The organism is Micromonospora sp. NPDC000442 (genome assembly GCF_042898635.1).
Lineage (GTDB): Bacteria > Actinomycetota > Actinomycetes > Mycobacteriales > Micromonosporaceae > Micromonospora.
Genome location: NZ_JBIAYZ010000005.1, coordinates 277526 through 290717, shown reverse-complemented (window position 1 = coordinate 290717; position 13192 = coordinate 277526). Strand labels below are relative to the sequence as shown.

The window sequence follows — 13192 nt, the reverse complement described above, 5'->3', positions numbered from 1 at the left end:
TTCGCTCGGTGTGGCCATGCCACCGGGGAGGGTTACCGATCGCCACCGGAGCGGGGGGGTTCGCCGGGCTTCAGGGTGCGCTGCGGGCCGCCTGAATGGCCTGGCGGCGGGCCAGTCGGTGGGCGCGGCGGATCTCCGCCTCGCGCCAGCGCCGCTCGTCCTCCGGCGTCTCCGGCAACACCGGACGCACCGGCCGGGGCGCGCCGCCCACCTCGACCCCGACGAAGACGAGGTACGCGGTGGCCACCCGCACCGGCAACTCGTCGGCCGAGTCCCAGCGCTCGGCCATCACCCGTACGCCGACCTCCATCGAGGTCTGCCCGGTCCAGTTGACCTGGGCGTACGCGTGCACCAGGTCGCCCACCCGGACCGCCTCCGAGAAGACGATCTCGTCGATCGCGGCGGTCACCGCCGTACCGCCGCTGTGCCGCGCCGCCGCTGCGCCGGCCACGTCGTCGACGAACTTCATAAGCACCCCGCCGTGCACCGTTCCGTACAGGTTCACGTCCACCGCGGTCATGATCCGACTGAGGGTTACCCGGGAGTACGAGGTCGGCTTGCCCGGCAGGGTGGCGGCGGGGTGCTCGGTCATGTCGGAAACGGTACGGTGCGCGGATGCGACATCTGTGGAGCTTCCTCGCAGGGCTGGTGGTGGTGCCGGTCACCTGGGTGCTGATCACCCTCGGTCAGGACGGGTCGGCCGACACCGTCAACCGGTGGGTGGAGATCGGCACCTCCAACACGGCCAACCTCATCGAACCAGCCGTGTACCTCGCTGTCGGCGGCATCGTGCTGGGTCTGCTCGGCACGCTGCGCATCTCACCGCTCGGCCCGCTGGTGGCCGGGCTGCTGCTGGTCACCCCGTACGTCGGACTGTTCATCACGCCCTTCCGGGTACGCGAGCGCATCCCGTCCGACTGGGAGTTTCTCGGCGACCCGCTGCCATTGGGGCTACCGGTGGAGAACGGGACGCTCTTCCTGATCGGCATGCTGCTGCTGATCGCGACGTTCAGCGGGCAGCGGTGGCGACAATGGCCGACCCCGGTGCCGCAGCCAGCGTCGACGACGCCCGACGCGCCAGCACCGGACCCGACGTCGACCGACTGGTCGCCGACCCCGTCGGCGGAACGGGACACCGTGCCGCTGAGCCTGCGCTATCCGGATCCGGAGCCGGATCCGGAGCCGACCGAGCCGCTGCCCCGGCGTACCGGAGGTGGGTCGCCCTGGTCGGCACCGCCGGGCAACCTGCCCCGACGCGACGACGCCACCAGCTGATCACCGAACGCCACCTCCGCCCGGCAACCGCGCGGGCGGAGGTGGCGGTGGTCTCCCTCGGACCGTCAGTCCTTGAGCAGCTGGCGGGCCATCACGATGCGCTGCACCTGATTCGTACCCTCGTAGATCTGGGTGATCTTGGCGTCCCGCATCATCCGCTCGACGGGGTAGTCACGGGTGTAGCCGTAGCCGCCGAGCAGTTGGACCGCGTCGGTGGTGATCTCCATCGCGGCGTCCGAGGCGAAGCACTTGGCCGCCGCGCCGAAGTAGGTCAGATCGGCGTCGCCCCGCTCGGACCGGCCGGCCGCCGCGTACGTCAACTGCCGGGCCGCCTCCAGCTTCATGCCCATGTCGGCGAGCATGAACTGCACGCCCTGGAACTTGGCGACCGCCTTGCCGAACTGCCGGCGCTCGGCGACGTACCCCTTGGCGTAGTCAAGCGCACCCTGCGCGATGCCCACCGCCTGTGCGGCGATGGTGACCCGGGTGTGGTCCAGGGTCTTCATCGCGGTGGCGAAGCCGGTGCCCTCGGCGCCGATCATCCGATCCGCCGGGATCCGCACGTTGTCCAGGTAGACCTCGCGGGTCGGCGAACCCTTGATGCCCAGCTTCTTCTCGGGCGCACCGAAGCTCACCCCCGGATCGGACTTCTCGACCACGAAGGCGGAGATGCCCCGGGACCGGGCGGCGGGGTCGGTCGCCGCGAAGACGGTGTAGAACTCCGAAACACCTGCGTTGGTGATCCAACGCTTCACACCGTTGAGCACCCAGTGATCGCCGTCACGTACCGCCCGGGTGGTCATCGCGGCCGCATCGCTACCCGCCTCCGGCTCGGAGAGACAGTACGAGAACATCGCCTCGCCGCTGGCGACAGGTGTCAGGTAGCGGCTCTTGAGTTCGTCGGAGCCCGCCAGCAGCAGCGGCATGGTGCCCAGCTTGTTCACCGCCGGGATCAGTGAGGAGGAGGCGCAGGCCCGCGCGACCTCCTCGATCACGATTGCCGTGGCCAGCGCGTCCGCACCGGCCCCGCCGTACTCGACCGGGATGTGCGGTGCGTGGAAGTCGGCGGCGCGTAGTGCGTCGTACGACGCCTTCGGAAACTCACCGGTCTCATCGGCCTCGGCGGCGTGCGGAGCCACCTTGGCCGCACAGACCTCACGGACCGCTTCCCGGATCGCCTCGTGCTCCTCCGGCAGGCGGTACGCGTCGAACGACTGCTCTGCGGCCATGTCGGCCCCTCCCCTTCACCGCTATCATGCGCAGTCTGTAGCGTCACCTGGACACCCACCGCGCAGACTGAAGGATAACGACCACAGTTCAGGTGATGTTACCGGCGCGTAGGCTGGGTCACGACGAAGCCCTGACACCGCTCGGCGATGATGGAACCCAGCAGACGAACCACCTCTCCGGCGCCCCGCCTTGGCGCCGCAAAGGAACGCGACGCAGCCACGCGGCGCCAGTGCGAGCGGAGAAGACAGGCGTGACCATCCCGTACCCGAACACCCAGCCGGTGCCCGCCATCGCGGCGGTCACGCCCCCCTCGGGCGCCTCCCGGCCTCGGGTAACCTTCCTGGGCACCGGCTACCTCGGCGCGACCTACGCCATCTGTTACGCCGAACTCGGCTACGAGGTGCTCGGCTTCGACGTCGACGCGGACAAGATCGCCAAACTGAACGCGGGCGAGGTGCCGATCCACGAGCCCGGGCTGGACGAGCTGCTGCGCCGTAACCTGGCCGCCGGGCGGCTGCGATTCAGCACCGACATCGCCGAGACCGCCGACTTCGGTGACGTGCACTTCATCTGCGTCGGCACCCCGCAGCGGGCCGACGGCATGGGCGCCGACCTGTCCTACGTCGAAGCGTCGGTCACCGGCCTCGCCCAACACCTGACCCGCAAGGCGCTGATCGTCGGCAAGTCCACCGTCCCGGTCGGCACCGCCGAATGGGTGGAACAACTCGTCGGCAAACACACCCCCACCGACCTCGGCGTCGAGGTCGCCTGGAGCCCCGAGTTCCTCCAGGAGGGCTTCGCCGTCGACGACGTGCTGCGCCCCAACCGCATCGTGGTCGGCGTGAAGAGCGAATGGGCCAACGGCATGCTCTACGCCGCCCACAAGGGCGTGTTCGACCTCGCCGCCACCGAGGACCGCGAAGTACCCCTGGTGGTCACCGACTTCGCCACCGCCGAACTGGTCAAGGTCGCCGCGAACGCCTTCCTCGCCACCAAGATCTCCTTCATCAACGCGATGGCCGAGGTCTGCGAAGCCTCCGGCGGCGACGTCACCCAGCTCGCCAAGGCCATCGGCTACGACCCCCGCATCGGCAACCGCTTCCTCCAGGCCGGCCTCGGCTTCGGCGGCGCCTGCCTACCGAAGGACATCCGCGCCTTCCAGGCCCGCGCCCAGGAACTCGGCGCCGGCGAAGCACTGCGCTTCCTGCACGAGGTCGACCTGATCAACCTGCGCCGCCGCACCCGCGTCCTGCAACTCGCCGCCGACCTGCTCGGCCGCCGTTCCGGCCCCGCCGGCCCCGACCTGTCCGGCACCCGCATCGCCGTGCTCGGCGCCACCTTCAAACCCAACACCGACGACGTACGCGACGCCCCCGCCCTCGCCGTCGCCGCCCTGCTCCACAAGGCCGGCGCCGACGTGCACGTCTACGACCCCCAGGGCATGGAGAACGCCCGCCGGGCCGTACCGGAACTGACCTACGAGCCCGACATGGCCGAGGCGGTCACCGGCGCCGACCTGGTCTGCGTCCTCACCGAATGGGCCGACTTCCGCAACGCCGACCCCAGCCACCTCGGTGACCTGGTCGCCGGCCGCCGCGTCGTCGACGCCCGCAACTGCCTCGACCCCGCACTGTGGACCCAGGCCGGCTGGGAGTACCGGGGCATGGGACGACCTTGATCTCGCCGTTTGGTGATGTTGGCGCTTGACCCGCCGACAACTGTCGAATTCCCGGCCCGCTTTGGGCATGCTGCGACAGTGGGAATCCACAGTGCGGCTGGAGGGGTGTCGTGGCGAACTTTCAGTGCCCTTCGTGCGGCCGGGATATCAAGCCGGCGGTGCGCTGCCCGCACTGCGGCGCGCACCAGCCACAGTGGGCCGAGCACCTGGCGGAGATCGAACGATCAATCGCGGAGTTGAAGGCCCGCGAGGCCGCCATCGCCCGTGAACAACGGCAGCTCGCCGCGAAGATGCAGGCCGCGCTCTTCCAGCGGGACATCCTCTCGCACGCCGGCAGTCAGGGTGACGAGCGGCTCCGGCAGGCCACCCGCCCCCGCCGGGTGCTACGTCGTCGGCCGCCCCGCCGCTCCACGTCCGAGGATGCCTCGCCACCTCGCGACGGTGCGGCTCCGCCGCCCCGGGTGCCCCGGCAGGGTGCCGCCGGCGGCACCCAGGGGCCGCCGCCACCGACCGAAGCTGTCTGGCTGGACGCCGACGACCCTGAGCACCCGCCGGAAGCTTCCTCGCGGGAGGTCCAGAACATCCCGCTCGGCCTCGGCGCGCTGCTGCTCGGCGTCGCCGCCGTGGTGTTCGCCGTGGTCGCCACCAGCTCGATGGACGCATTGGCCCGCCTCGGCATCCTGCTGCTCGCGACGGTCCTGATGCTGCTCGCCCCGCCGGTGCTGATCCGGCGCGGGTTGACCTCCACGGCCGAGACCATCGCCGCTGTTGGTCTGCTCCTGGTGCCCCTCGCCGGGTACGCGTTGTGGGCCGTGGACCGGATCGGCAACGGCGGCGCCTCCGGCGCCGTCTTCGCTGGAGTGATCTTCGCGGTCACCGCTGCCGTCTCCGTCGGCTACGCCGGGTGGACCAGGCTGCGCGCGCCCCGGTTCGCCGCCGTGCTGGCCGCCCAGCCGGTGGTGCCGCTGCTCGCGTACGACCGGATCACCGGGCCGGCGGGCTGGGCGCTGGTGCTGACCGTGGTGGCGCTGCTCGACCTGTGGCTGGCCCGTTCCCCGGTCACCGTGGAGCAGCCCCTCACCGACGCCGCGGCCGATTCCGGCCGGTCAAAAGCGCCCCGGCAGCGGTCGGCCGAGGAGGGTCAGGCCGACCGGAGGCCGGAGGCGGCGCCCGAGGAGGGCGGCGAACTGCTGGACCTCACCGTCGGCGGCACCGCGACCGCACCGACCCGACCGGTGCCCGGGCTGCGGGAACTGACCTGGGTGCTGCACGGGGTGGCGGTCGCCCTCGCCCTGGCGTACGCGGTGACCGCCCTGCTGCGGACCACCACCGTGCCGGGCGCGACCGGCGCCGGCCTGGTACTCCTCCTCGCCGCCGCCGTCTGCCTGGCCGGGACACTGGTGCTCCGCCGCCCACCCCTGCCCGACCTGGGCGCGGGCGTGTTCACGCTCGCTGTCATCGGCGCCCTGGGGCGGATCGCCTCGGTGGCGCTGCCCGGCCGGGCCCTGCTGTTGATCGCCTTGGTCATCACGGTCACCGGTCTCGCGGTGCGGGCGGTACCCGAGTCCGCCCGCCGTGGCCCGCAACTGGCCTCCGCGGTGGCGCTCACGGTCAGCGGGGTGGTGGTCGCCGGCAGCGCGCTGCGGGCCGGAATCGCGCCGGTCCAGGCGGCGCTGCCGGCCTGGGCGGCGGACCTCGACCGCTATCCGGCCGAGCTGGCCGCCGCCGTGGGACCGGCCGCCTGGCAACTCGCCGCCAGCGCCTTCCTGCTGACCGTGGCCGCGGTGCTGGCCCTGCCGCCGGAGATCCGCCGCGAGTTCGCGGTGACCGGTGCGGCGCTCACCGCACTGGCCGTACCGGCTTCCTTCGGCCTGGCCTGGACGTTGGCACCGTGGCCGATGGTGCTGGCCGCGATCGGTATCGGGGCGGCCGGCCTCTCCGCGCGTACGCCCCGCGCCGCCCTGGCGCACGCGGTGGCCGCCGCAGTGGTCGGGCTGGCCGGCGCGGGCGCGGCCCTCACCCGGCCGGCGTCGACCGCCGCCGTGCTGATCGCCCTCGTCGTGGCCGGTGCGCTGATCGCCGCCGCCCCCCGGATCCGGCTCGCCCCAGCGGCAGCGGACACCGTCTCCGCCTGGGCCGCCGGAGGTGCCGCCTTCGCCCTGCCCGGAGCGGTGGCCGCCTTCGTGGCCGCCACCCTGCCGGTGGACACCACGCCGACCCCGGCGAGCCTGCGCGAGGCGACCGTACCGGTGCTCGCGGCCAGTTTCCTCGCCTGCTGTGTGACGCTCGGCTACGCGGCCCTCGTCCAGGTGTCGCAACGCCAGATCCCGGTACCGCTGTCGGTGGGCACCGGTCTGGGCGCGTTGGTGGTCGCCGCGGCCGGTTTCGGTTCACCGGGCGCCACCGTGGCGGACGCCTGGGTCGGCGCGCTGCTGCTGGTCTCCGCGGTGCTGCTCTTCCTGGCTCCCTCGATCGACACCGGCCGCCGCTCCGATCTCACCCTGGACGGTTCCGACCTGGCGGCCGCCGCGGTGACCGCCACGCTGGTCGCCACCCTGCTGCGGATCGGCACCGTGCTCGCGCCGAACGGGCAACTCGCCGTCGCCGCCGCGCTGGTCCTGGTGGTCGCCGTGGCAGCCCGGGCGATGCCCGAGGAGTGGCGACGAGGGCCGGTGCTCGGCCTCACCGTCGGTGGCGTGCTGATCGGGCTGTTGGCGGGCTGGATGGCGCTGCGCGGCGGCGTCGGCGTGCTGGCCACACCCGGCCCGATCTGGAACGGTGACCTGAGTGGTTGGCCGGCGGCGCCGACCGGCGGTACGACCTGGCAGGGCCCGATCGCCCTGGTGCTGCTCGCGGTCGCGGCAGGCATCCTGCTGCCGCCGCCCTGGCGCTATGACGTGGCCGGCGTGGCGGTGGTGCTCGCCACCATCGGTGCTCCCGCCGCGTTCGAGCTCTCCTGGTGGTCGCCGGTCCTGATCGGCGGCATGGTCGCCACCGTTTTCGGGATGGCCGCGGTCGCCACTATCGATCCCCGGGCGGCACTGTCCCGGATCACGGTGGCCGGGGTGGTCGCGCTGCATGCGGCCGGCGCCGGCCTGGTGCGGCCGTGGACGACCGCGCTGGCCCTGGGCAGCATCGTGCTGATCGGCGCGGTGGTGGCCGCGCTGGCCCGCAACATGGCCGAGCCACTCGTCGAGGACATCGAGGCGGAGGGCATGCCGCCGCACCTGGCGCAGATCGGTGGTGCGGGTTTGTGCGCGGCACTGTTGGCGCTGCCGGGTGCCACCGCCGCCCTCGCCGTCGAGTTCGGCCACACCCCGCAGGTGGTGCTCACCGCCGGCCTGGCCGCATCCAGTCTCGGCCTGGCCGCGGTGGCCGCGGTCCGTCGGCAGGTTCCCCAGTACCTGCCCTGGGCCAGCGCCGGGGTGGTCGGCGGAGCGAGCGTTACCGCGCTCGCCGCCGTACCGATCGCCCTGCCCGTCGGGGTCTACGCCGCAGCGGCGGCACTGCTCGGTGTGCTCGCCGAACTCGTGCGAGGGGCGACCGAGCCACCGGTTGGCGCGGCCCAACCGGTGCGGCGCTGGACCGTGCTGCTCGACGGGGCGCTGCGCCGGCTGCCCGATGACAACCGGCGCCGGTGGCGGGTGAGCCCGGCCGCCGGTGCGCTGGCCGCCGCCACCCTGCCGACCGTCCTGGCCCTGGTCTCCATCGCCCCGGCGCTGATCGCTGCCCTCGTCGACCCGCATCGCACCGTCGGCCGGATCTGGCAGGGGCCACCGGCGGCCCTACTCGACCCGCCGCCGGCAGCGGTCAACCCGACCCATGTGCTCACCGCGTTGCTGCTCACCGTGACGGCGGCCCTGGCCGCCACCGGGTTCAGTGGCGGTCGCCGGTCCCGGGCGGTGCCGGTGGTGCTGCCCGGGGCCGCCGTCACCCTGCTCATCGCCCCGATCGCGCTGGGCGGTGGTTGGCCGGCGAGCACCCTGTCTGCCCTGGCCGTGTTCACCATCTCGATGCTGGGGCTGGCGCTGACGCCACCGCCGGCCCTGGTGGAACCGGCCCGTTCGTTGCGGCTGGCCCGGGTCCTGGTCTTCGTGATCGGGCTGGCGGCGGGTGGGGCCGGCCTCGCCGGCAGCCTCGCCACCCGGGAGCTGACCCTGTTCACCCTCGGCGGTGCGGTCGGGGTCGGGTTGGTGGCCGCCCTCTACGGCCTGACCTCCCGGGCCCGCCTTCTCGGCTGGCTGTTCGCCTCGCTGATGGCGCAACTGTTCGTGCTCACCGCCGGGCTCGTGGCCGGACTCGCCCCGGTCTGGTCGGCGTTCGGGGTGCTGGCGGTCGGCGCGGCGTTGCAGGTCTTCTCCGCCACCCTGCCCCGACTTCGCCGCCCGGAGGCACGTCGCGAGGCGGCGACGGTGGAGTGGAGCGGACACGCCGCCGCGCTGATCGCGCTGGCGCTGGCCTTCGACTCACCTCGGCACATCGCCGCGCTGCTCGCCGCCTGGGGTGCGGTCCTCGGCGTCGCCGCCACCCGGCCCGGCCGCCGGCCGACGGAGCGAAGGGTCCTGTTCTGGGCGGTGGTGCTCTGCGAGATCACCGCCTGGTGGATCCTGATGCGGGTCGCCGACGTGGCCCTGCCCGAGGCGTACACGCTGCCGTTCGCCGCGCTGGCCCTGCTGGTCGGGGTGCTGGAGCTACGCCAACGCACCGACCTGAGCAGCTGGGTGGCGTACGGTCCGGCGCTGCTCGCCGCCTTCGTGCCGACCCTGGCGATCGTGCTGGCCACCGATTCGAGCACGATGCGCCAGGTGCTGCTGCTGCTCGGCGCGGTCGCCGTGCTGGTCTTCGGCTCGATGACCCAGCAGCAGGCACCGGTCATCGTCGGTGCGGTGGTCACCGCCATCGCGGCCGTGCACGCGCTGTTCAGCCTCGGACCATGGCTGGCGCTGATCCCGGTCGGCTTCCTGCTGCTGATTCTCGGAGCCAGCAACGAACGCCGCCGCCGCGCCCAGGAACGCCTGCAGACGGCGCTACGCGGCATGCGGTGAGACCGGAGGGTCAACGCAGCCGCCGTCGCGGTGCAGCAGAGTGGGCCGGCACCGACGGTGGTCCGCTCCGCTTGCGGCGTCCCGGCCCCTGCCCGCTCGGGGAGGCCGCTGGATGCCGCAACCGGTAGCGGACCATCCGGGTCAAGCCAGGGAGGCGCGGAGCGCGGCGTCCTTCTCGGCGACCAACTGCTCCAGGTCGGCCTGGTACGCCGACATCCGGTCGAGCAGGGCACGGTCAGCGGTGGCGAGGATACGGACGGCGAGCAGCCCGGCGTTGCGGGCGTTGCCGATCGACACTGTCGCCACCGGCACCCCGGCCGGCATCTGCACGATGGACAACAGCGAGTCGATGCCGTCGAGGTGCTTCAGCGGCACCGGTACGCCGATCACCGGCAACGGGGTCACCGACGCGACCATGCCGGGCAGCGCCGCCGCGCCACCGGCCCCCGCAATGATCACTTTGAGCCCACGGTCGGCGGCGGCCCGACCATAGTCGATCATCTTGACCGGGGTGCGGTGCGCCGAGACCACCTCGACCTCGTACGGCACCTCGAACTCGGTGAGCACCTCTGCGGCGGCCTTCATCGTCGGCCAGTCCGAGTCGCTCCCCATGATCACACCGACCGTGCTCACGCTGCTCATTCCTCCGGTGTTCCGTCCCGCAACCAGCTGGCGGCCCGGGCAGCCCGGGCGCGTACCTCGTCCAGATCGTCGCCGAGCACCGTGACATGACCGATCTTTCGGCCGGGACGGACCTGCTTGCCGTACAGGTGCACCCGGGCGCTCGGCTCGGCGGCGAAGAGGTGGTGCAACCGCTCGTCGACCGACATGCCGCCCGGCTGCCCGCCGAGCACGTTCGCCATCACCACCACCGGGGCGGTCAACGAGGTGTCGCCCATCGGGTAGTCAAGCACCGCCCGCAGGTGCTGCTCGAACTGCGACGTGCGGGCACCCTCGATGGTCCAGTGCCCCGAGTTGTGCGGGCGCATGGCCAGCTCGTTCACCACGAGCCGACTACCGCCCGGTGCCGCCGAATCGGCCACCTCGAACAGCTCCACCGCGAGCAGGCCCACCACGCCGAGCGCGGTGGCCAGGTCGATGGCGAGCTGCTGCGCGGCGACCGCCAGGTCCTCGGCCAGGCCGGGTGCCGGGGCCAGCACCTCGACGCAGATCCCGTCACGCTGGACCGTCTCGACGACCGGGTAGACCGCGACCTGCCCGAACGGCGAACGCGCCACCTGCACGGCCAGTTCCCGGCGCAGCGCCACCCGTTCCTCGACGATCAGCTTCGTGCCACCGGCCAGCAGCGTCTCCGCCAACTCGGTCGCGGCGGCCGGGTCGGTGGCCAGCCAGACACCCCGCCCGTCGTACCCACCGCGGGCGGCCTTGAGCACGACCGGCCAGCCGACCTCGTCGCCGAAGGCGACCAGATCGGCGGGGGACGCGACCGGTCGCCAGCGCGGATTCGGCGCGTCGAGGGTGCCGAGCCGTTCCCGCAGCACCTGCTTGTCCTGGGCGTGCACCAGGGCGTCGGCGGGCGGGAACAGCTTCACCCCCTCGTCGGCCAGGGTGCGGATGTGTTCGGTCGGGACGTGCTCGTGGTCGAAGGTGACCACCTCGCAGCCCTTGGCGAAGGTGCGCAGCGCGGCGAGGTCGGTGTGGTCGCCGTACTGGACGTCGGCGGCGACCAGGGCCGCCCCGTCGTCCGGGGTGAGCGCGAGCACACGCAGCGACTGGCCGAGGGAGATGGCAGCCTGGTGGGTCATCCGGGCCAGCTGGCCGCCGCCCACCATGCCGACAACGGGCAGACCGGTACGGGAATCCATAGCGGCGTCAGCCTATCCGGGCCGGACCCGGCACCGACCGGCGGATCCGGCTCACCGCAACTGCCCCACCAGCTCCTCGACGCCGGTCACCGGCCGCTGGCAGACGAAACCCCGACAGACGTACGCGGCGGCCCGCCCGTCGACCAGCGGACGGCCGGCCAGCAGCGGAATCCCCGGCTGGTCCGGGGCGCCCGCCACGATCACCGCGCCGGGCGGGGCGTGCCGGTACGCCGCGGCCACCAGCGGGTCGCCCGCCGGATCCTCGGTCGCCACCGCGATCTCGTACGGCCCGGAGAGCAGCGCCTCGCCCACGGTCGCCGCGTACCCGGTGAAGCGGGCGTGCCGCCCGACGATCGGCGCAACGGTGGACAGGGCCGCCTCGGCGGCCTCGCGGTAGCGGTTCTCCCCGGTCAACGCCGCGTACGCGACAAGGGCGGCCACGATGGCGGACCGGCCGGAAGGGGTGGCGTTGTCCGTCGGATCGGCCGGCCGGGCGACCAGCCGTTCCGCGTCGTCGGCGGTGTCGTGGAACGCACCGCCGGGCGCGGCGAAGTGCGCCAGCGCGGCGTCGACCAGTTGGCCCGCCAGTTCCAGCCACCGCCCCTCGCCGGTGACCTGGTGCATGGCGCAGAACGCCTCGGCCACGCAGCCGTAGTCTTCCAGTACCCCGGCCGGATCGCCGGCCCGACCGTCGCGGGAGGCGCGGCGCAGCCGGCCGTCGACGACGTGTACCCGGGCCAGGTACTCGGCGGCGTCCCGCATCGCCCCGTCGGCGACGATGGTGACCCCCTCCAGCAGGTTCGCCTCGCCCTCGGTGCCGATCCGGCCGGTGGTCTCGACCAGCCGGACGAACTCGGCCAACGCGGTGATCGCCAGGCCGTTCCAGGCGGCCACCACCTTGTCGTCACGCGCCGGTTGAGGACGGGCGTCCCGGGCGGCCAGCAGTCGTCGGACCACCACCTGCCAGCGTTCCCGCACCGCCGGGTCCGCGTCGTCGACGTCGCGGGCCAGCCGCAACACGCTCGTGCCCTTCTCGAAGCTGCCGGCGTCGGTCACCGCGAAGAGGTCCGCGGCCCAGCGGCCGTCCTCCTCGCCCAGCACCTGGACCAGCTCGGTCGGCGTCCAGACGTAGGTGAGACCCTCGACGCCCTCGGTGTCCGCGTCAAGTGCGGAGGCGAAGCCCTGCCCGGGCCGGTGCAACTCGTCGGCGAGGAACCGCGCGGTGTCCCGGGCGACCCGCAGCACCAGCGCGTCGCCGGTGAGTCGCCACAGCTGGGTGTAGACCCGCAGCAGCAGGGCGTTGTCGTAGAGCATCTTCTCGAAGTGCGGCACGGTCCAGTGCCCGTCCACCGAATACCGGGCGAAGCCGCCGGCAAGCTGGTCGTGGATGCCGCCCCGGGCCATCGCCTCGCAGGTGTGCCGGACGATCTCCAGGCTCCGCGCCGAGCCGGTGCGCTGGTGGTGGCGCAGCAGGAAGAGCAGGTTCATGTGCGGGGGGAACTTCGGCGCCCCGCCGAACCCGCCGTTGACCTCGTCGTACTCGCTGGCCAGCTGATCTGCGGCGGCGTCGAGCAGCTCGGCGGTGAGCGGGGCGGTGGGCCCGCCGACGGCCTGGGCGCCACCGATCGCCTCGACCACCGCGGCGCCCTGGCGCAGCACGGCGTCGCGCTGCTCCCGCCAGGCGGTGCCGACCGACTCCAGCAACCGGACGAAGTTCGGCCGGGGAAAGTACGTGCCGCAGAAGAACGGGGTGCCGTCCGGGGTGGCGAAGACCGTCATCGGCCAGCCGCCCTGACCGGTCATCGCCTGGGTGGCGGTCATGTAGACCGCGTCCACGTCGGGCCGCTCCTCGCGGTCCACCTTGATCGAGACGAAGCCCTCGTTGAGCAGCTTGCCGACGCCGTCGTCCTCGAACGACTCGTGCGCCATCACATGGCACCAGTGGCAGGCCGAGTACCCGACCGAGATGAGCACCGGCACGTCCCGCCGTTTCGCCTCGGCGAATGCCTCGTCACACCAGGGCCACCAGTCCACCGGGTTGTCGGCGTGCTGGAGCAGATACGGGCTGGTCGCCTCCGCAAGTCGATTCACCCACCGACCATATCCAGCCACACCCACCCCACCGGTGTTGATCAAGA

General features: G+C 72.8%; 8 protein-coding genes. 3 read left to right on the top strand and 5 right to left on the bottom strand.

Annotation, left to right across the window (positions count from 1 at the left end; all coding sequences use genetic code 11):
* Nucleotides 1-70: 70 nt before the first annotated feature.
* Nucleotides 71-592, bottom strand: a complete 522-nt coding sequence (locus ACFY2A_RS10480) for a hotdog domain-containing protein (RefSeq protein WP_363921715.1) — start codon at nucleotides 590-592, stop codon at nucleotides 71-73.
* Nucleotides 593-615: 23 nt separating this feature from the next.
* On the opposite strand from ACFY2A_RS10480, the gene ACFY2A_RS10475 reads away from it, so the two are divergent.
* Nucleotides 616-1275, top strand: coding sequence for a hypothetical protein (locus ACFY2A_RS10475; protein WP_387170498.1), 660 nt, complete (start codon nucleotides 616-618; stop codon nucleotides 1273-1275).
* Nucleotides 1276-1340: 65 nt separating this feature from the next.
* Here the strand turns inward: ACFY2A_RS10475 and ACFY2A_RS10470 are convergent, their stop codons facing one another.
* A complete protein-coding gene (locus ACFY2A_RS10470) occupies nucleotides 1341-2504 on the bottom strand; it encodes an acyl-CoA dehydrogenase family protein (RefSeq protein WP_387170496.1) in 1164 nt (387 codons plus the stop codon).
* A gap of 251 nt (nucleotides 2505-2755) precedes the next feature.
* On the opposite strand from ACFY2A_RS10470, the gene ACFY2A_RS10465 reads away from it, so the two are divergent.
* Both ACFY2A_RS10465 and ACFY2A_RS10460 read left to right on the top strand, forming a co-directional pair.
* On the top strand, nucleotides 2756-4183 hold the full coding sequence (locus tag ACFY2A_RS10465; protein WP_363921709.1) for a UDP-glucose/GDP-mannose dehydrogenase family protein: 1428 nt from the start codon (nucleotides 2756-2758) through the stop codon (nucleotides 4181-4183).
* A gap of 110 nt (nucleotides 4184-4293) precedes the next feature.
* Complete coding sequence (locus tag ACFY2A_RS10460; protein ID WP_387170494.1) at nucleotides 4294-9228, top strand: SCO7613 C-terminal domain-containing membrane protein; 4935 nt, start codon at nucleotides 4294-4296, stop codon at nucleotides 9226-9228.
* 141 nt (nucleotides 9229-9369) lie between these two features.
* Here the strand turns inward: ACFY2A_RS10460 and purE are convergent, their stop codons facing one another.
* From purE to ACFY2A_RS10445, 3 genes are read right to left on the bottom strand one after another with little or no spacing between them, the layout of a single operon-like run.
* Entirely contained in the window at nucleotides 9370-9861 is a 492-nt protein-coding gene (purE, locus tag ACFY2A_RS10455; protein WP_093406682.1) for a 5-(carboxyamino)imidazole ribonucleotide mutase, read from the bottom strand.
* Between the two features lie 5 nt (nucleotides 9862-9866).
* Complete coding sequence (locus ACFY2A_RS10450; protein ID WP_387170492.1) at nucleotides 9867-11054, bottom strand: 5-(carboxyamino)imidazole ribonucleotide synthase; 1188 nt, start codon at nucleotides 11052-11054, stop codon at nucleotides 9867-9869.
* A 51-nt stretch (nucleotides 11055-11105) separates the two neighbouring features.
* Entirely contained in the window at nucleotides 11106-13145 is a 2040-nt protein-coding gene (locus tag ACFY2A_RS10445) for a thioredoxin domain-containing protein (protein ID WP_387170490.1), read from the bottom strand.
* Nucleotides 13146-13192 lie beyond the last annotated feature (47 nt).

Coding starts and splice junctions, on each gene's coding strand:
- ACFY2A_RS10480 (WP_363921715.1), bottom strand. CDS start 592: ATGACCGAGCACCCCGCCGCCACCCTGCCGGGCAAGCCGACCTCGTAC.
- ACFY2A_RS10475 (WP_387170498.1), top strand. CDS start 616: ATGCGACATCTGTGGAGCTTCCTCGCAGGGCTGGTGGTGGTGCCGGTC.
- ACFY2A_RS10470 (WP_387170496.1), bottom strand. CDS start 2,504: ATGGCCGCAGAGCAGTCGTTCGACGCGTACCGCCTGCCGGAGGAGCAC.
- ACFY2A_RS10450 (WP_387170492.1), bottom strand. CDS start 11,054: ATGGATTCCCGTACCGGTCTGCCCGTTGTCGGCATGGTGGGCGGCGGC.